Genomic DNA, 17,974 nt, shown 5'->3' on the forward strand with positions numbered 1-17,974 from the left:
TTTGCTCTGCACCCGCGGATGCGACGGCTACGGAACGCGACCGGCTGGGGCCGAAAGTGACCGACCGTGACCGGTGCTTATCAGGGTGCAGAGCAAAGGGGGCAGGGGTTGTCCGCCCCGCTCCTCCGGGGCGAGCAGTGCAGCTCAACCCTCGCGGTTCCGCCAGCGCAGCGGGCGGGGCGGGCGGGGCGGGCGGGGCGAGGATCAGGTAAGGCCGCGGGCTAGGAGCCGCGTGGGAAGCACAGTGGTTGCCGGTGGGGAGTCGTCGCCGGCTATGCGCTCGAACAGTCGCTCGGTGGCGACCCTCGCCAGCTCCCGGGTGTCGTACGCGACGACGGTCAGCGGTCGGGGCATCAGGTGGGCCAGTTCGAAGTCGTCGAAGCCGACCAGCGCGGCGTCACTGCCCCGCCGGTGCAGCTCCTGAAGCGCACCGACGGTGAGCCGGTTGTTGGCGCAGAAGAACGCGGTGGGCGGCTCCGGGAGGTCGAGCAGTGCGGCGACCGCCCGCCCGGCCTCCTCGGGAGCGATGAGGCGCTCGCGGACCAGCGACTCGTCCGGCTCGACCCCGGCGGAGTCCAGCGCCGCCCGTGCCCCGGCCAGCCGTTCCCGCATCGTGGGCACGCTCGGCGCGCCAAGCAGCAGCCCCACCCGTCGGTGCCCCTCGTCGAGCAGCGCGCACACCCCGGCGTGGCTGCCACCCCGGTTGTCCAACAGCACGGCGTCGGCTTGCAGCCCCTGCGGCGGCCGGTCCAGGAACACCACGGGCATGCCCAACTCGACCTCGCGACGCAGGAACGAGTGGTCGAGGCCCGCCGGCACCACCAGCAGACCGTCGACCCGGCGCTGGGTGAAATCCTGGAGCAGAGCGCGTTCCCGCTCCGGGTCCTCCTCCGACGACGCGGTGATCAGCATGGTGCCGTGGGCGGCGGCGATCTCGGCGGCGACACTGGCGATGGTCGCGTAGAACGGGTTGGCGATCTCCTCGATCAGCAGCCCGACGGTGGCGTTGAGCTGCCGGGAACGCAGGTTACGAGCGATGTCGTTGCGCCGGAAGCCCAGCTCGGCGATGGCGGCCAGCACCCGGCCGACCAACTCCTGGCCCACCGGCTCGTCGTTGACGACCCGGGAGACCGTCTTCAGGCTGACGTCGGCGCGCCGGGCCACGTCGACCATCGTCGGGCGTCGACGCACTGTCGGCCGGGTCGGGGTCTGGGTCACGGGGTGGTCCTCCACGGCGGGCGCGGGTCAACGGCCGAGGGCAGCGAGCGCGTCGACCGCTTTTCGGGCGGCGATGAGCACCGGATCCCACACCGGCGCGTACGGCGGAGCGTAGCCCAGGTCCAGCTGCGTCATATCGTCCACCGTCATGCCGTTCCACAGCGCCACGGCCAGCGAGTCGATCCGTTTGGCCGCCTCGGACCAACCAACGATCTGTGCCCCGAGCAACCGGCCGCTGGGGCGCTCGGCGATCAGCTTCACGGTCATCGGCCGGGCACCCGGGTAGTAGCCGGCCCGGTTGGTCGACTCGGCGATCACCGAGACGAACTCGAAGCCGGCAGCCGTGGCGTCGCGCTCGCGCAGACCCGTCCGACCCACCTCCAGGTCACACACCTTCGTCACGGCCGTGCCGATCACGCCAGTGAAGGTTGCGTACCCGCCACCGATGTTGATCCCCGCGACCCGGCCCTGCTTGTTGGCGTGCGTGCCGAGCGGCACGTACGCCGGCAACCCGCTGACCCGGTGCAGGGTCTCCACGCAGTCGCCGGCCGCCCAGACCCCGGTGAACCCGGGCACCCGCATCCGCCGGTCCACCCGGATCGCTCCGGTCGGCCCGAGGGGCAGCCCGGCCGCCTCCGCGAGCGCGGTGTTGGGGCGTACGCCGAGACCCATGACCACGACGTCGGTCGGGATCGGCCCCTCGGCGGTGACCACGGCGGACACCCGGCCGTCCCGTTCCTCCAGGCCGGTCACCGGCAGGCTGCCGCGGATCGTGATGCCGAGGCCGCGCATCGCCTCGGCAACCAGTTCGCCCATGTCGGCGTCGACCGTCGACATGGGCTGCTCGCCGGCCTCCACCAGGGTCACCGAGAGGCCGCGTTGCATCAGGGCCTCGGCGATCTCGACGCCGATGTAGCCGCCGCCGACCACCACGGCCCGGCGCGGCTGCGGGTCGGCGTCCAGCCAGTGCCGCAGCGCCGCACCGTCGTCGAGGGTCTGCATGCCGAACACGCCGCCCGCGTCGGTGACCGCCCACGACGGCTTCACGGGCACCGCGCCGGTGGCGTACATGAGGTCGTCGAAGCGCTCGCGGACCTCGCCGCCGCCCTCCAGGTCCCGGGCCACCACCTCGCGGCGTTCCAGGTCGATGGTCGTGACCTCGTGGCGCATCCGCACGTCCATCGCGTACTCCGTGCGGAACGTCTCCGGGGCCCGGGCGATCAACGCGTCGGGGCCGGACACCAGGCCACTGATCCAGTACGGGATGCCGCACGCCGAGTAGGAGGTGAAGTGGCCCCGCTCGAAGACCACGATCTCCAGGTCGCCACTGTCGCGGCGGCGTCGGGCCTGGGAGGCCGCCGACATTCCGGCGGCGTCCCCGCCGATGACGATCAGCCGTTGCGCCACGGGCTCATCCTGTCACGTGGTGATCAGCCGCGGGTCTGCCGTGCGACGTCCTGCACCACGTCGGTGAGTCGGCCGGTGCGCTCGAACACGGCGCGTTGCCGTGCCGCGCCGCTGCCGTGCCGACGCAGCCCACCCAGCAGGTCGGTCACCTCGGCCCAGTCGCCGTGCTCCTCCAGCGCCGGCCGCATCCGCTCCACGAACCGGTCCAACAGCTCCCACGCCGGGCGCAGCTCACCGTTGGTGACGTCCACGGCCTCTCCCTCCAGGCCGTCGTGGGCGGCCCGCCAGTGCGCGGCGACCAGCAGGTGGTGGTCTGTCTGCAACGCCGGCCGCCCGGCCTCGGCATCCGCCAGGGCGGTGGCCACCAACGCCCGGACCAGCGCGGCGACCAGCACCGCGTCGTCCACCGACGGGCAGACATCGCCGATCCGCAGCTCCACCGTCGGGTACTTCGCCGACAGGCGGGCGTACCAGTAGAGCATCCCCTCGTCGAGCATCACCCCGCTGGAGATCAACTGGCGGATCAGCCGCTGGTAGTGCTCGTGCGACTCCAGAAACGGCGTCGGCGCCACCGACGGCCAGCGCTCCCACTCCACCGAACGCCAACTGGCGTAGCCGGTGTCCTCGCCCCGGGAGAACGGCGAGTTGGTGGTCACCGCGTGCAGCATCGGCAGCCACGGCCGTACGTGGTTGAGCACCTGCACGCCGGTATCCGGGTCGGGCACCCCCACGTGCACGTGCATGCCGTTGTTCCCGGGGCCGGGAACGAGCAGCCGGAACCGCTCGATCATCCGGTCGAAGCGGGGCTTGTCCACCACCGGTGGCACCGGGCCGTCCACCGGGCCGGTGCCGATGGCGAGCAGGCGTACGCCGGCCCGCTCGGCGGCGTCGGACAGCGCCCGACGCAGTACGCCGAGGGAGTGCCGGATCGACGAGAGCTCCAGGCCGGGCGGGCTGCCGATCTCGATCTGACTGGTCTGGAACTCCCGCTCCACCTGTCCGCGAAGTTCGGCCGGCACCTGCTCCATGACCAGGTCCACGGCCGGGACCGCAGCCCCGGTGTGTGGGTCGACGAGCAGGAACTCCTCCTCGACACCCACGGTGAGCAACCCGGTCGCCGCAGCCATTTCACCGGGCGCCTCCGCCACCTGACCGGTCATCGACATCACCGTCCGTTCCTACCGTTCGCGGGCCGTCCGCGTCGGTCCGCCGTTGGTTACCCAACGTGGCGATGCCGGGAAACGTGGCGGCGCCAGCGGGCCTCAGCGACCGGCGGTCACCGACCGCCGGTCGTCGCGCGCCCGACGCTTGCGGACCTTACGGATCACCCAACTTGCCACCATGACCACGAAGACCGCGACGATCGCGTAGTTGAACCAGTCGCTGTAGCGCTCGACGTCCTGCCAACGACGACCGAGCGCGTAACCGGCCCCCACGACGAGACCGTTCCACACCCCGCTGCCGATGGTGGTGAGCAGGATGAACTCGCCCAGCGGCATCCGGTTGGCCCCGGCCGGCACCGAGACCAGGCTGCGGACCACAGGCACCACCCGGCCGATCAGCACCGCCCACCGACCGTGCCGCTCGAACCACTTGTCGGCCTTCTCCAGGTCGTCGCTGTCCACCAACGGGATGTGGTCCAACCAGCGCTTGAGCCGTTCCTCGCCGAGCGCCGCGCCCAGCCAGTAGAGCACCAACGCTCCGACCAGCGAGCCGACCGTCGCGGCCAGCACCACCAGGAAGACGTTGAACTCGCCCTCGTGCGCCAGGAAGCCGGCGAGCGCCAGCACGATCTCACTGGGGATCGGCGGAACGATGCTCTCCAACGCCACCAGCAGCGCCACGCCGACCGGGCCCATCGCCTCGATCACCGTGGCCACCCAGCCGGTCAACCCGGTGAACTCGGACGGGTCGCCTGCCTGGGCGTACGCCATGGTCGTCCTTCCGGTCGGCTGTCGGGGATCGGATGGTCATACCCAGTAAGGCGATTGCTACACCTCCGGGTGCAGCGCGGTGTCCGCCGGCCCCTGCCGCCAGCCGGTGAACGCCACAGTCAGACCGGCGCGGGACGGCGCGCAGCAGAACGGGCCGGCCATCGCGTCGGCCGCCGGGTCCAGCGGGGCCAGGCGGACGAGTCGCCACGGCTCGTCGTCGACCCGGGCGCGGACCGTCAGCGCGTCGCCGGCCCGGCTGACCCGCACTGTCACCTCCCGGCCCGCCCAGTCCGGCACCGGCCCCACCGACCAGTCGGAGAACTCCCGGGTCACCACCGCCCCGAGCTGCACCTCGCCGTCGCTTATCTCCACACCGGCCTTGGTCCAGGTCCGTTCGTCGACGCGGACGTACGCACCGGCCTGGTCGAACTGCGCCGAGAAGTCGAGCCGGAAGCTCACCTCCATGGCGGCCCCCACCGGCAGCGGCGCCAGCAGGGCCGGGCCGTTGTCGTGGACGAAGCCGTAGCTGGTCCTCCGCCAGAAGTCGCTGTCCGCCGCCGGCTCGACGACCAGCTCGCCAGCCGGGCCCTCCTCCACGCGTACCGGCGGGTGCAGCCAGGTGCCCCGGGACCAGTCCAACAGTTCGCTCGGCGGTACGAGGTCGTTCTCCATGACCGGCACGGTAACCAACGCCCGCCGCCACCCGCCGCCCGCCAGACGGGTTTGCCGCGGTGATCGAACGGAGATGTTCCTCCGGCATGGGTGATCGTTGGTATTCCGAAGCCGTCGTCTACTGCCTCGACATCGACACGTACGCCGACTCCGACGGCGACGGGGTCGGTGACATCCGTGGGTTGATTGGAAGGCTGGACTACCTGGCCCGGCTCGGGGTGACCTGCCTGTGGCTGCACCCGATCCACCCGTCGCCCAACCGCGACGACGGCTACGACGCCACCGACTTCTACAACGTGGACCCGCGCTTCGGCACCCTGGGCGACTTCGCCGAGCTGCTGCACCAGGCGCAGAACCGGGGCATCCGCGTGATCATCGACCTGGTGGTCAACCACACCTCCGACGAGCACCCGTGGTTCCAGTCCGCCCGTTCGTCACCGGACTCGCCGTACCGGGACTGGTTCGTGTGGTCCGACACCGAACCGGACGACCGCCACCAGGGCATGGTCTTCCCCGGCGAGCAGGACGAGACGTGGAGCTACGACCGGACCGCCAAGGCGTGGTTCTACCACCGGTTCTACAAGTTCCAGCCGGACCTCAACTTCGCCAACCCGCAGGTCCGGGACGAGATCAAGAAGATCATGTCGTTCTGGCTCCAGCTCGGCGTCTCCGGCTTCCGGATGGACGCGGTGCCGTTCATCATCGAGCTGACCGAGCCGGGCAACCCGAACTCCCCGAAGGACTTCGAGTTCCTCACCGAGATGCGCCAGCACGTCCAGTGGCGCCGCGGCGACGCCGTCCTGCTGGCCGAGGCGAACGTCGAGCCGGACCAGCTACCGACGTTCTTCGGCGACGCCAGCGGTTCCGGCAACCGGATCCACATGCTCTTCGACTTCATGCTCAACGGTCGACTCATGCTCGCCCTGGCCCGCGAGGACCCGGAGTCGCTGATCGAGGCGCTCCGCGACACCCCGAAGCTGCCGGTCGGCGGGCAGTGGGCCACCTTCCTGCGCAACCACGACGAGATCGACCTGTCCCGGCTGACAACCGAACAGCGCAACCAGGTGTACGCGAAGTTCGGCCCGGACGAGAACATGCGCATCTACGACCGGGGCATCCGTCGCCGGCTCGCCCCGATGCTCGGCAACGACAGGCGGCACATCGAGCTGGCGTACGCCCTCCAGTTCTCGATGCGCGGCACGCCGGTGCTGCGTTACGGCGAGGAGATCGGGATGGGCGAGGACCTGTCGCTGCGGGGTCGGGACGCGATCCGTACCCCGATGCAATGGTCGTACCAGTCGAATGCCGGCTTCTCCACGGCGGACCCGGAGAAGCTGGTCCGCCCGATCATCGACAAGGGTGAGTTCGGCTACCAGAACGTCAACGTCACCGCCCAGCGGGGCGACCCCAAGTCGCTGCTCGCCTGGTTCGAACGCATGATCCGTACGCTGCGGGAGGCCCCGGAGATCGGTTCCGGCTCGACCACCCACATCGACGTGGCGATGCCGGCCGGAGTGCTCGCGCACCGGGCCGACGGGCCGACCGGGACGATGGTCTTCGTGCACAACCTGGGCACCGACGACGTCGAGGTGGACCTCAGCAGCCTTGAGCCGGAGGCCGACCTGCCGATCGACGTGCTCGCCGACCGTGGCTACGGAGAGTTGGGCAAGCTCGGCGCTGTGAAGGTCTCCGGCCACGGATACCGGTGGATTCGCCTATGCCGAGGGTCGGCCTGTTGAGGTTAAGCTCCTCCGATCGACCCCAAGTTACCGGGAGGTAATCATGTCGGAGGAGTCCCGCGTCGCCATCGTCACCGGAGCCGCACGCGGCATCGGCGCGGCCACCGCCCGACGGCTGGCCGCCGACGGAATGGCCGTTGCCGTGGTCGACATCGAGGAGGCGGCCACCAAGGAGACGGTGGACGCCATCGCCGCAGCCGGCGGCCGGGCGCTCGGGGTGGGTGCCGACGTGTCCGACCGGGACCAGGTCGAGGCCGCGGTGAGCCGCGTCGCCGCCGAGTTGGGCGCGCCCACAGTGCTTGTCAACAACGCCGGTGTGCTCCGCGACAACCTGCTGTTCAAGATGACCAACGCCGACTGGGACACGGTGATGGGCGTGCACCTGCGCGGTGCGTTCCTGTTCAGCCAGGCCGCCCAGAAGCACATGGTGGACCGGAAGTGGGGGCGGATCGTCAACCTCTCCAGCACCTCCGCGCTGGGCAACCGGGGCCAGGCGAACTACGCCGCCGCCAAGGCCGGTCTGCAGGGCTTCACCAAGACGCTCGCCATCGAACTGGGGCCGTTCGGGGTGACAGTGAACGCTGTCGCACCCGGCTTCATCGTCACCGACATGACCGCCGCCACCGCCGCCCGCATGAAGGTCGACTTCGACGACTTCCAGAAGCACGCCGCCGCCGAGATCCCGGTCCGTCGCCCGGGCCGGCCGGAGGACGTCGCGCACACCATCTCGTTCCTGACGAGCGAGGGTGCCGGCTTCGTCTCCGGCCAGGTCATCTACGTCGCGGGCGGCCCACGGGACTGACCCGTACCCCCGGCGAGGGCGCTCCGGCAGATAAGCCGGCGCCCTCGTCGCCGGGTCTTCTCACCGGGTCAGGCGGGTGCGCCACAGCCAGATCAGGCCGAGCACCGGCAGCACCAGCGGGATGTAGCCGTACCCGCTGCCGAACTGCGACCAGACCGTCTCGTCCGGGAAGAGTTCCTTGTCGACCAGGCTCAGGATGCCGACCGCGACCACCCCGACCAACTCCACGGAGCAGCACACCAACGCCACCCGTCGGCCGGTGTGCCCGGCGCGGGCCAACCCCACCGCCGCCACGATGTAGATGAGCGCGGCCACCCCGGAGAGCAGGTACGCCACCCGCGCCTCGTCGAACTTGGTGGCGATCTGCAGGCCCGCCCGACTCGTCGCCGCGATGGCGAAAAGCAGGTAGACAGCGATCAACAGCCGACCCGGGCCGGAATTCGTACGCCGCCGAGCCGGTCCTGTCTCAACCACCGAGCACCTCCCAGGTCTGCTGCAACCGGACCACCACCACCGGGGCCACCAGACAGACCGCGCACACGATCGCCGAACCCCACCGGGTCGGTTCCATCCGGGCCAGCACCCAGGCCAGTGGCGGCAGGCACACCAGCGTGACCAGATAGCCGAAGAAGGCGCCGGGCTCGCCGGGCCGATCCCCGCCGCCGACCGCGACGAGCGCCAGCACGCTCAACACCAGCAACACCACTTCGAGTACGGCCAGACCGACGAACTGCACCCGATCCGGCGGCCGTTGGCGTACCGCCGCCACCAGCGCCCACACCGCCACGAGCAGCGACAGCACGATCGACACGGTCGCGACGATGCCGTCCACCGGCGAATCGGTGCCCACGCTGGTCACCGGACCCACCCGGTCGTTGCCTCGGTCACCGGCACAGCCTACTAACCGTCGTAGTAAGCGGGTGCCCCCGCCTGTCCGCCGCACGTCGGCCGCCCCGATCGGCACGGGCCCTGAGCTGCTCCGGTTGGTCGACCCGCCGCCGGTGCCCCCGGTGAGGCGACTAGCGTGGATCAGGTCCGTGGCGTTGGCGCGGGGTGGGGAAACAGCGGAGGTACACGTGCTGCGGTTCGGTTTGTTCGGCACCGGTCACTGGGCGATCGAGACGCACGGGAAGGCGCTGCACGCACATCCCGACGCGGAGCTGGTGGGGGTGTGGGGCCGCAACCCGGAGCGAGCGTCCGCGCTGGCCGAGCGGTACGGGGTGCCCGCCTACGCCGACGTCGACGCGCTGATCGAGCAGTGCGAGGCCGTCGCCGTCGCCCTGCCGCCGGACATCCAGGCTGACATCGCGGTCCGGGCGGCCCGCGCCGGTCGGCACCTGTTGCTGGACAAGCCGCTGGCGCTCAGCGTGGCCGACGCCGACCGTGTCGTGGCCGCCGCCGAGGAGTCCGCGGTGGCCTCAGTCGTCTTCTTCACCCAGCGGTTCCAGCCGAACGTGACCGCGTTCCTGGCCGCCACCGCCGCCGCCGGGGGCTGGCAGCACGGCCGGACCACCGCGTTCGCCTCAATCTTCCAGGACGGCAGCCCGTACGGCGGCTCGTTGTGGCGTCGGGAGCACGGGGCGCTCTGGGACATCGCCCCGCACGCGCTGTCGATCCTCCTGCCGGTGCTGGGCCGGGTGACGCAGGTGGCGGCGATGGACGGGCCGAGCGGGATGGTGCACCTCCTGCTCACCCACGAGGGCGGTGCCACGAGCAGCGCCTCGCTCTCCCTGGATGCCCCGACCGAGTCGATGGCCCGGGAGTTCGTGTTCTACGGCGAGAACGGCATCGAGAACGTCCCGTTCGGCGAGAACGACGCCGCCACAGCGTTCGGCGTCGCCATCGACCAACTCGTCGAGCAGGTGCGGGCCGGCACGCGGGACCACCGCTGCGACGTCCGCTTCGGCCGCGAGGTAGTCGGCATCATCGCCGCCGCCGAAACCGCCCGCACAGAATCCCGCACCATCCCCGTCCCCCTCCCCTAACAGCGCCCCACCCCACCGCTGACCCCGTTGATCATGAAGTTAGCGGCGCGACACGCCGTGCTGGAGGGCAATAACCTCATGATCACCGAGGTCAGGTGGGGGTCGAGGTTAGGTGGGGGTGGTTAGGGCTGCGTTCAGCTCGTCGGGGGAGTTGAACTGGTCGGGTGGTAGGGCTTGCAGCATTTGCAGCATGGCCGTGCTGGCCCCGTTTTCCTGTCCCCAGCGGATCAGGTCCTCCCGGGAGACCGGGTAGTCGAGCCCGGCCAGGTACTCCTGCAACTGAACCCCGGTGACGGTCATGTCGGCCGGCTACCCGCTCGCGGTGGTCGTACACCGGCTTGGTTGGCTGCCACGACGGCCCGGCGGCCGGCGTGTCGGCCCGCGACGCGCCCACGGTTTGCCGCAGCGACGGCCGGGTAGCCGCTGGCATGCTGGTTCAGCGGCTCGGCTCGCCGAGCGATTTCGACCCGTTGCTGGAGCGCGTTCGCAACGCCCGGGTGGTGATGATCGGTGAGTCGACCCACGGCACTTACGACTACTACCGGTTGCGTGAGCAGCTCACCCGCCGGTTGATCGCGGAGTGCGGCTTCTCCTTCGTCGCCGTGGAGGGTGACTGGCCCGACTGTGACCGGGTGCACCGTTCGGTGACGGCCGTGCCGGGCGGCGCGCTCGAACCGCAGCTCGCGCTCCACCAGTTTGAGCGATGGCCGACCTGGATGTGGGCCAATGCCGAGGTGGGCCGGTTCGCGAGTTGGCTGCGGGCCTGGAACGTGGAGCGGCCGGAGGAGCAACGGGCCGGGTTCCACGGGCTCGACGTGTACAGCCTCTGGGAGTCGATGCAGGCGATTTTCGACTACCTGGGGGAGGAGGACCCGAAGTCGCTGGAGGCGGCGCAGGACGCGTACCGGTGTTTCGAGCCGTACGGCAAAAGGGTCGAGGAGTACGGCATGGCCAGCCGGTTCGTCTCCGCCCGCTGTGAGGAGGAGGTCGTCCGGTTGCTCGCCCGGACTCGCGAACACGCCCTCTCCGACGGCCCGGATCGCTTCTCGGCCTGGCAGAACGCTGAGGTGGTGGCCGGCGCCGAGCGCTACTACCGGGCAATGGTGGCAGGCGGGCCGGATTCGTGGAACATCCGCGACACCCACATGCAGGACACCCTGGACCGGCTGCTGGACCGGTACGGCCCCGACGCTCGGGGTGTCGTCTGGGCGCACAACACGCACGTCGGAGACGCGCGGGCCACCGACATGGCCGCCGACGGGATGATCAACATTGGTCAGTTGGCCCGGGAGCGGCACGGCGAGGACGCGGTGGCCCTGGTCGGCTTCGGCAGCTACCGGGGCACGGCGATCGCCGCGCCCCGCTGGGGTTCGCCGCCGGAGGCGATGGTGGTGCCCCCGGCTCGGGAGGGCTCGATCGAGCGGCGACTGCACGAGCTGATGCCGGAGCGGGCGGTGCTGATCTTCGGCGGCGACGACCAGCCGGGCTGGGTCACCGACACCGTGGACCACCGGGCGATCGGTGTCGTCTACGACCCGTCGTTCGAGTCCTGGGGCAACTACGTGCCCACCCGGCTCGGCGACCGGTACGACGCCTTCATCTGGTGCGACGACACCACGGCTCTGCACCCGCTGCCGGTGCCGGCGGCCCCCGGCGAGATGGAGACCTACCCGGCGGGCGTCTGACGCGCTGGAGGTGTGGTGCCCGGCGGGCACCACACCTCCAATTACGGGCGGGTTAGACGCGGGTTGGGGTGCGGTCTTCCAGGTGGGTGCGGAGGCCCTCGCCTTCGATGTCCACGTTGGGCAGGGCGCGGTCGAGCCAGCGGGGCAACCACCAGGCGCGGTCGCCGAGGAGCGACATCACCGCCGGGACGATGGTCATCCGGACCACGAACGCGTCGATGGCGACGCCGATGGCGAGCGCGAAGCCCATCGACTTGATCACCGGGTCCTCCAGGAAGACGAAGCCCCCGAAGACCGACATCATGATCAGCGCGGCGGCCGTGACCACCCGTGCGCCGTGCCCCATGCCGCTGATGGTGGCCTGTCGGGCGGTTTCACCGTGAACGAAGTCCTCCCGCATCCGGGACACCAGGAACACCTCGTAGTCCATGGCGAGCCCGAACAGGATGCCGATGAGCAGGATCGGCAGGAAGCTGATCAGCGGGCCGGGCGTGTCCAGGCCGACGAGGTCGGCGAGGTGCCCCTGCTGGAAGACCGCCACCGTGATGCCGAACGTGGCGGCGACGGTGAGCAGGAAGCCCAGCGCTGCCTTGACCGGCACCAGCAGCGAGCGGAACACCAGCATCAGCAGCAGCACCGAGAGCCCGACCACCAGCAGCAGGTAGATCGGTAGCGCGTCGGACAGCTTCTCGGAGACGTCGATGCCGATGGCGGTGACGCCGGTGAGCAGCACGTCCGCGTCGGGGATACCGCTCACCGCGCCACGGATGTCATGCACCAGGGTCTCGGTGGCCTCGTCGGTCGGGCCGGTCTTCGGCACCACGCCGAGCAGTGCGGTCCGTCCGTCCGGGCTGAGCTGGGGCGGTGCCACCGCGAGGACGTTCTCGGTGCGCTGGAGCAGGGCGGTGACCTGCGGCACGGCGGCCGCGGTGGCCTGCGGTGTGTCACCGGCGACCACCACCGCGAGCCGGCCGGTGAAGCCCGCTCCGAAGCCCTCGACGGTCAGGTCGTTGGCCACCCGGGCGGGCGAGCCGACGGCGGCCGTCGCGGCGCCCGGCAGGGCCAGCCGCATGTCCGGCGTGGGCAGCGCGAGCAGCCCCAGGCCGAGCAGGCCGACCAGGATGACAGGTACGCGGAACCGGGTGATCAGTCGCGCCCAGCGGAAGCCGAACCCGTTGCGGTCGTCGGTCGTGGGCGTCGTCGCTGCGGCCGGTCGGTCGGTGACGTCGGCGTCGTCCTCCTGAGCTGCGGTGCCGTCGGTGGGGACGGCGCGCAGTCGGCGGGGGAGCACCCGGCGACCGGCGAAGCCGAGCAGCGCCGGCTGGAGGGTGATGGCGACGAGTACGGCGACGGTGACCGTGCCGGCGGCGGCGAGACCCATCACGGTGAGGAACGGGATGTTCACCACGGCGAGCCCGGCCAGGGCGATGACCACTGTGGCGCCGGCGAAGACCACTGCCGAGCCGGCGGTGCCCACGGCCCGGCCGACCGCCTCCTCCGGGGACAGGCCGTCGAGCAGGTTCTGCCGGTGCCGGGAGGTGATGAAGAGCGAGTAGTCGATGCCGACCGCGAGACCGAGCATCAACGCCAGGATCGGTGCGGTGCTGGTGAGCTGGACGACGCCGCTCAACGCGAACAGCCCGGCCATTCCGGCGCCCACGCCGATCAGCGCGTTGAGCATCGTCATACCGGCGGCGACCAGGGAACCGAACGTGATGATCAGAACGATGGCGGCGACCAGGACGCCGAGCGCCTCGGTAGAGCCGATCTCCGGCTCGCCGCCGAGCACCTCGCCGCCGGGGGCGACCTGCCAGCCCTGTGCCTTGGCCGCAGCGCCAACCTGCTCGTACGCGGTGCGCTGCTCGTCGGTCACGTCGTCCCCGCCGGTGGCGAACTGGACCTGGACCAGCGCGTACCGGCCGTTGGGCGAGACCGCGCCGACCTGGAGCGGGTTGACCGCGCCGACCACGCCGGGCAGTGTCGACGCCTGCTGGACTAGCTCCTGCACCACGGCCTGACCCTGCGGGGTGGCCAGTTGGCCGTCGGCGGGCGCCTTGACGGTGATGGTGCCGGTGGCGCCGCTGGCCGCGGGGAACTGGTCGGCGAGCAGGTCGAGCGCGCGCTGGCTCTCGGTGCCGGGCATCGTGAAGTTGCTCGCCGTCGGGCCGCGCAGGGTCGCCGCGGCCAGGCCGGCGACGACGAGTACGACGAGCCAGAGCGCGACGACGAGCCGTCGCCGGCGCAACGCGCCCCGGCCGAGCCGGTAGAGCAGGGTGGCCATCAGGAGTCCTTGTCCTCGGTCGTGGGTGGATGGGGCAGGGGTGCGTCGACGGGTTCGACGGCCCGCCGGGCGAGGGTGAGCAGGGCGGGGCGCAGTTCGTCGTCGGGGATGTCGGTGAACTCGGCGCATGCCTCGGAGATGCCGGCGAGAAGCACCAGCGCGGCGATCCGGGCGCCTGGCCGGTCGGAGTGCCCGGCCAGCGCGTCCCGCAGCCGATCGGAGATCTGCTGGATGTGCGCGAAGGCGGGTTGGCACAGCAGCTCCGGGAACTCGCCGCGCAGTACGGCGATCTCCCGCCGGAACCGGACCGCGAGGTCGACGAAGCCCTGTGCGGCGACGTCCTGGGCGGCTGCCCCGGTCAGGCCGTTGAGCTGGTCGTCGAGGTCGCGGAGCACCTCGATCGCGGGGGCCATCAGCTCGGCGAGCAGGGCTTCCTTGTTGGCGAAGTGGTAGAGCACCGTGGCCTTGGAGCAGCCGACCTCCCGGGCGATGTCCTGCAGGGAGGTGCCCCGGTAGCCGGTCACCGTGAACTGCCGCGCCGCCGCGGCGAGGATCTCGCCGTGCGTGTCGGGTACCGCTCTGACCATGTCTGGTCCACCTCCCGCAGACCAGCATGCCTGACCGATCGGTCAGACCCTGACCGATCGGTCAGACGGAAGCGGTGGTGTTCACCACACCCCTGGCTCGGTTTATCCGGTGTGCTGGGCGTCGTACGCGGTCCGCGCCTCGGCGATGGCCCGGCGGTGCCGCTCGGCCCAGCTGGTCAGCGCGACAAGTGACTCGTAGAGCTCCAGCGCCATCGGGGTGGCGGTGTACTCGACCTTGGGCGGGACGGTCGGATAGACGGTGCGGCGCAGCAGGCCGTCCCGTTCCAGGTTGCGCAACGTCAGCGTGAGCATCCGGCGGCTGATGCCCTCGATGTGCCGCTCCAGCTCGGTGAAGCGCACCGGCCCGTGCGAGGCGGCCACCAGGATGCCGATGCTCCACTTGCCGCCGACCCGGTCGAGCACCTCGCGGACGGTGCACGCCCGAGCCTGGCCCGGGGTGAACGGCACCTTCTCGGCCGCGCAGGTCAGCTCGGCCTCGACCAGCGCGGACACATCGCTGTTCCTCTGGGACATCAAAGTGCCTCCTTCCGCTCCGGTTCATGGTCACAGACGATGACCTCGGTAACAAACCGTGCACCAAGGAGGGGTTCCATGGAACGTGTCGTCCCATCCCGCTGGCCGGCGTTGCTGGTGCTCTGCGCCGGCAGCCTGATGATCATCCTGGATGGCACAGTCGTCGCGGTGGCGCTGCCCGCCGTACAACGCGACCTGGGCTTCACGGCCGCCGGCCTGGCCTGGGTGGTCAACGCCTACCTGGTCGCGTTCGGCGGGCTGCTGCTGCTCGCCGGCCGCCTCGGCGACCTGCTGGGCAGGCGCGGGGTCTTCCTGGCCGGTGTCGCGCTGTTCACAGTGGCCTCGTTGGCCTGCGCGGTCGCCACCGGGCCGGCCCTGCTGGTGGGCGCGCGGTTCGGGCAGGGCGTCGGCGGGGCGCTGGCCATGGCCGTCAGCCTCGGCATGATCGTCCGGCTCTATCCCGAACCGGCCGAGCGGGCCCGTGCCATCGCCGTCTTCAGCTTCACCGGGGCGGCCGGCGCGTCGGTCGGCACCGTTGCCGGAGGGGTGCTCACCCAGGCCGCCGGATGGCGGACGATCTTCCTGGTCAACGTGCCGATCGGAGCGGCCATCCTCATTGCGGCCCTCCGCCGGCTCCCGGCCGAACGGGGGATCGGCCTGCGGGGCGGCCTGGACGTGCCCGGCGCGCTGCTCGCCACCGCCGGTCTGATGGCCGCCGTGTTGGGCATCGTGGGAACGGGCGAGCACGGCTGGACCAGCCCTCGGACGCTCGGCGCGGTGGCCCTCGCGGCGCTGCTGCTCGGCGGGTTCGCGCTGCGCCAACGGGTGGCGGCGACCCCGCTGGTGCCGTCCCGGGTGCTGCGCGTCAGGGGTCTGGTGGCGGCGAACGCCGTGCAGTTCCTCATGGTCTGCGCGTACTTCGGTTTCCAGTTCCTGCTCGCCGTGGAGCTGCAACTGGTGCTGGGGCTGGACGCCGCCGCGACCGGCTGGGCCTTCCTACCCACCCCTGTCGTGATCGCCGTGGTCTCGCTCGGCCTGGCCGGTCGGCTGATCGCCCGCTGGGGTGCCCGGAGCGTCCTGCTGGTCGGGCTCGTCCTGGCGACATTCGGCTTCCTCCTCCTCGCCCGGCTGCCCGCCGACGGCGCCTACGTCGTCGACGTACTCCCGGCGATGTTGATCTTCGGGGTGGCTGGCGGCCTGACCCTGCCGGCGGTCACCACACTGGCCATGGCCGGCGCTACCGACACGGACGCCGGGCTCGCCTCCGGCCTGGCCAACACCACCCAACAGGTCGGCGGCGCCGTCGGCCTGGCCGCGCTGGCCACCCTGGCCGCCGCCCGCAGCGACGGGCTGCGGGCCGCCGGTTGGGCCGAGACCGCCGCGCTCGCCGGCGGCTACCGGACCGCGTTCGCCGTGGCCGCCGGCCTCGTCGTCGCCGCGTGGCTGGTGGCGCTGACCACAGTGCCCCGACGCGCGGCCGGGCCGTCGTCGGCCGCCGACCCGTCGGGCCCGGCCGCTGTGGGCGCCGAAACCGATCCGTACCGAAGCGCCGCGTCCGGTTGACCGACGGCAGTCAGCCCGGGAGGGTGGTCGGGTGAGTGAGGCTGACGAGACCCGGGACGGCGTGGCCCTGACCAACCTGGACCAGCCGCTGTCCGACCGCGATGACGCGACGAAGCGTGACCTGGTCGACTACCTCGACGCGGTCGGGGACCGGATCCTCCCGCACCTGCGGGGCCGGCCGCTGTCGGTGATCAGGGTCCGCCCCGGCCAGCCGCCGTTCATGCAGAAGAACCTGCCCCGCTACACCCCGGACTGGGTCCGCCGGGCGCCGGTCTGGGCCGAGGCGTCGCACCGGGAAATCTCGTACGCCCTCTGCGACGACCGCCGTACCCTGCTCTGGTTCGCCAACCAACGTGCGGTGGAGTACCACCCGACGCTGGCCACCGTCGCGGACCTGCACCGCCCGACCCACCTGATCCTGGACCTGGACCCGCCGGACGGTGACGGGTTCCGCGCGGCGGTCGCCGCGGCCCTGCTGGTCCGCCAGGCGCTCGCCGACGCCGGCCTGGCTGGTGCGGTCAAGACCAGCGGCGCCAAGGGCGTGCACGTCTTCGTGCCGGTGACCGCCGAGGCCACGGCCGAGGAGTTGGCCGCCGCCACCCGGGCGCTCGCCGTCCGCGCCGAACGGCTCGACCCGGTGGTGGCCACCACGGCGTACATCAAGGAGGACCGGGGTGGCCGGGTCTTCGTGGACGCCACCCGCGCGGGCGGGGCGACCGTCGCAGCCGTGTACAGCCCCCGGCTGCGCCCCGGGATGCCGGTCTCGTTCCCGGTCGACTGGGCCGACCTGACCGAGGTGACCCCCGCCGACTTCACCATCCGGACCGCGCCGTCGCTGCTCGCCGACGGCGATCCGTGGGCCGCGTTGATGCCGGCCCCGCAACCGCTCCCCGCCGATCTGGTAGCCGAGGGCCGGACCATCCCGGTGGCCCGGGTGCAGGCCATGCACGAGGGGAAGCGCCGGGCCCGCGCCCGCCGCGAGGCCGGCTGACCGACTCGTCGGCCGCCGCTCGGCCCGCGTTCGGCCCCGGCTCGACCCGCGTTCGGCCCCGGCTCGGCCCCGCTCGCGTCCGGCGAGCGGTCGATTGTCGGTGGGTTGTGGCACGATTTCCCAGGTGAGCAGCAAACCCGACGCGACGCAGCGACTGGGCGACCTGGCGCGGCTGCGCCGGGTCCGCGACCGGATCGACAGGGAGTACGCGCAGCCGCTGGACGTCGAGGCGCTCGCCCGCGGCGCGCACATGTCGGCCGGGCACCTCAGCCGCGAGTTCCGGCTCGCCTATGGCGAATCCCCCTACAGCTACCTGATGACCCGACGGATCGAGCGGGCGATGGCCCTGCTGCGCCGCGGCGACCTGAGCGTCACCGACGTCTGTTTCGCTGTCGGTTGTTCGTCGCTGGGCACCTTCAGCACCCGCTTCACGGAGTTGGTGGGGGTGCCGCCGAGCGTCTACCGGCGGCAGGCGGCGCAGGCGACGGCGGGCATGCCGTCGTGCGTGGCGAAGCAGGTGACCAGACCGGTCAGGAATCGAGAAGCGCGGGTCACCGCAGCGCAACTAGCGTGACC

The 17,974-nt window shown here is 71.4% G+C and carries 18 protein-coding genes; 7 read left to right on the forward strand and 11 right to left on the reverse strand.

Annotated features, from left to right (window positions below):
* Nucleotides 1–204 precede the first annotated feature (204 nt).
* The 5 genes from IW248_RS30830 to IW248_RS30850 all read right to left on the reverse strand — a co-directional run bounded on the left by IW248_RS30830 (nt 205) and on the right by IW248_RS30850 (nt 5,231).
* Complete coding sequence (locus IW248_RS30830) at nt 205–1,173, reverse strand: LacI family DNA-binding transcriptional regulator (RefSeq protein ID WP_196930436.1); 969 nt, start codon at nt 1,171–1,173, stop codon at nt 205–207.
* 72 nt (nt 1,174–1,245) lie between these two features.
* Nucleotides 1,246–2,625 (reverse strand): FAD-dependent oxidoreductase, encoded by a 1,380-nt coding sequence (locus IW248_RS30835; RefSeq protein WP_196929704.1) that lies wholly within the window; start codon nt 2,623–2,625, stop codon nt 1,246–1,248.
* A gap of 23 nt (nt 2,626–2,648) precedes the next feature.
* Nucleotides 2,649–3,791: a carboxylate-amine ligase gene (locus IW248_RS30840; RefSeq protein WP_372432746.1), complete on the reverse strand. Its 1,143-nt coding sequence runs from the start codon at nt 3,789–3,791 to the stop codon at nt 2,649–2,651.
* 96 nt (nt 3,792–3,887) lie between these two features.
* Nucleotides 3,888–4,559: a DedA family protein gene (locus IW248_RS30845; protein ID WP_196929706.1), complete on the reverse strand. Its 672-nt coding sequence runs from the start codon at nt 4,557–4,559 to the stop codon at nt 3,888–3,890.
* Nucleotides 4,560–4,616: 57 nt separating this feature from the next.
* Complete coding sequence (locus IW248_RS30850) at nt 4,617–5,231, reverse strand: DUF1349 domain-containing protein (protein WP_124821564.1); 615 nt, start codon at nt 5,229–5,231, stop codon at nt 4,617–4,619.
* An 86-nt stretch (nt 5,232–5,317) separates the two neighbouring features.
* Between IW248_RS30850 and IW248_RS30855 the strand changes: the two genes are divergently transcribed.
* Both IW248_RS30855 and fabG read left to right on the forward strand, forming a co-directional pair.
* The gene (locus tag IW248_RS30855; RefSeq protein WP_196929707.1) at nt 5,318–6,970 is read left to right on the forward strand and encodes an alpha-amylase family protein; all 1,653 of its coding nucleotides are present in this window, start codon (nt 5,318–5,320) and stop codon (nt 6,968–6,970) included.
* A 43-nt stretch (nt 6,971–7,013) separates the two neighbouring features.
* Nucleotides 7,014–7,772: a 3-oxoacyl-ACP reductase FabG gene (gene fabG / locus IW248_RS30860; protein ID WP_196929708.1), complete on the forward strand. Its 759-nt coding sequence runs from the start codon at nt 7,014–7,016 to the stop codon at nt 7,770–7,772.
* Nucleotides 7,773–7,832: 60 nt separating this feature from the next.
* Here fabG and IW248_RS30865 read toward each other — a convergent pair whose 3' ends face one another.
* Nucleotides 7,833–8,246, reverse strand: coding sequence for a hypothetical protein (locus IW248_RS30865; protein ID WP_196929709.1), 414 nt, complete (start codon nt 8,244–8,246; stop codon nt 7,833–7,835).
* The gene (locus IW248_RS30870; RefSeq protein WP_124821561.1) at nt 8,239–8,631 is read right to left on the reverse strand and encodes a hypothetical protein; all 393 of its coding nucleotides are present in this window, start codon (nt 8,629–8,631) and stop codon (nt 8,239–8,241) included. Before IW248_RS30870 ends, IW248_RS30865 begins: the two co-directional genes overlap by 8 nt.
* A gap of 217 nt (nt 8,632–8,848) precedes the next feature.
* On the opposite strand from IW248_RS30870, the gene IW248_RS30875 reads away from it, so the two are divergent.
* A complete protein-coding gene (locus IW248_RS30875) occupies nt 8,849–9,757 on the forward strand; it encodes a Gfo/Idh/MocA family protein (RefSeq protein ID WP_196929710.1) in 909 nt (302 codons plus the stop codon).
* Between the two features lie 108 nt (nt 9,758–9,865).
* On the opposite strand, the gene IW248_RS30880 is transcribed toward IW248_RS30875, so the two are convergent.
* Nucleotides 9,866–10,057, reverse strand: coding sequence for a DUF2795 domain-containing protein (locus IW248_RS30880; protein WP_124815096.1), 192 nt, complete (start codon nt 10,055–10,057; stop codon nt 9,866–9,868).
* 128 nt (nt 10,058–10,185) lie between these two features.
* On the opposite strand from IW248_RS30880, the gene IW248_RS30885 reads away from it, so the two are divergent.
* Nucleotides 10,186–11,442 (forward strand): erythromycin esterase family protein, encoded by a 1,257-nt coding sequence (locus IW248_RS30885; RefSeq protein ID WP_196929711.1) that lies wholly within the window; start codon nt 10,186–10,188, stop codon nt 11,440–11,442.
* Between the two features lie 52 nt (nt 11,443–11,494).
* Here the strand turns inward: IW248_RS30885 and IW248_RS30890 are convergent, their stop codons facing one another.
* The 3 genes from IW248_RS30890 to IW248_RS30900 form a co-directional block, all read right to left on the reverse strand.
* Entirely contained in the window at nt 11,495–13,723 is a 2,229-nt protein-coding gene (locus IW248_RS30890) for an MMPL family transporter (protein WP_196929712.1), read from the reverse strand.
* Complete coding sequence (locus tag IW248_RS30895; protein WP_124823146.1) at nt 13,723–14,310, reverse strand: TetR/AcrR family transcriptional regulator; 588 nt, start codon at nt 14,308–14,310, stop codon at nt 13,723–13,725. The genes IW248_RS30890 and IW248_RS30895 overlap by 1 nt, the downstream gene beginning before the upstream one ends.
* A gap of 102 nt (nt 14,311–14,412) precedes the next feature.
* Nucleotides 14,413–14,847, reverse strand: a complete 435-nt coding sequence (locus tag IW248_RS30900) for a winged helix-turn-helix transcriptional regulator (protein WP_231396502.1) — start codon at nt 14,845–14,847, stop codon at nt 14,413–14,415.
* A 75-nt stretch (nt 14,848–14,922) separates the two neighbouring features.
* Here IW248_RS30900 and IW248_RS30905 point away from each other — a divergent pair, with 75 nt between their 5' ends.
* The 3 genes from IW248_RS30905 (at nt 14,923) to IW248_RS30915 (ending at nt 17,972) form a co-directional block, all read left to right on the forward strand.
* Nucleotides 14,923–16,407, forward strand: coding sequence for an MFS transporter (locus IW248_RS30905; RefSeq protein ID WP_196929713.1), 1,485 nt, complete (start codon nt 14,923–14,925; stop codon nt 16,405–16,407).
* A 31-nt stretch (nt 16,408–16,438) separates the two neighbouring features.
* Nucleotides 16,439–17,398: a DNA polymerase domain-containing protein gene (locus IW248_RS30910; protein ID WP_196929714.1), complete on the forward strand. Its 960-nt coding sequence runs from the start codon at nt 16,439–16,441 to the stop codon at nt 17,396–17,398.
* Nucleotides 17,399–17,522: 124 nt separating this feature from the next.
* Complete coding sequence (locus IW248_RS30915) at nt 17,523–17,972, forward strand: helix-turn-helix transcriptional regulator (protein WP_196929715.1); 450 nt, start codon at nt 17,523–17,525, stop codon at nt 17,970–17,972.
* Nucleotides 17,973–17,974 lie beyond the last annotated feature (2 nt).

This window comes from Micromonospora ureilytica, from assembly GCF_015751765.1.
GTDB classification, from domain to species: Bacteria; Actinomycetota; Actinomycetes; order Mycobacteriales; family Micromonosporaceae; genus Micromonospora; species Micromonospora ureilytica.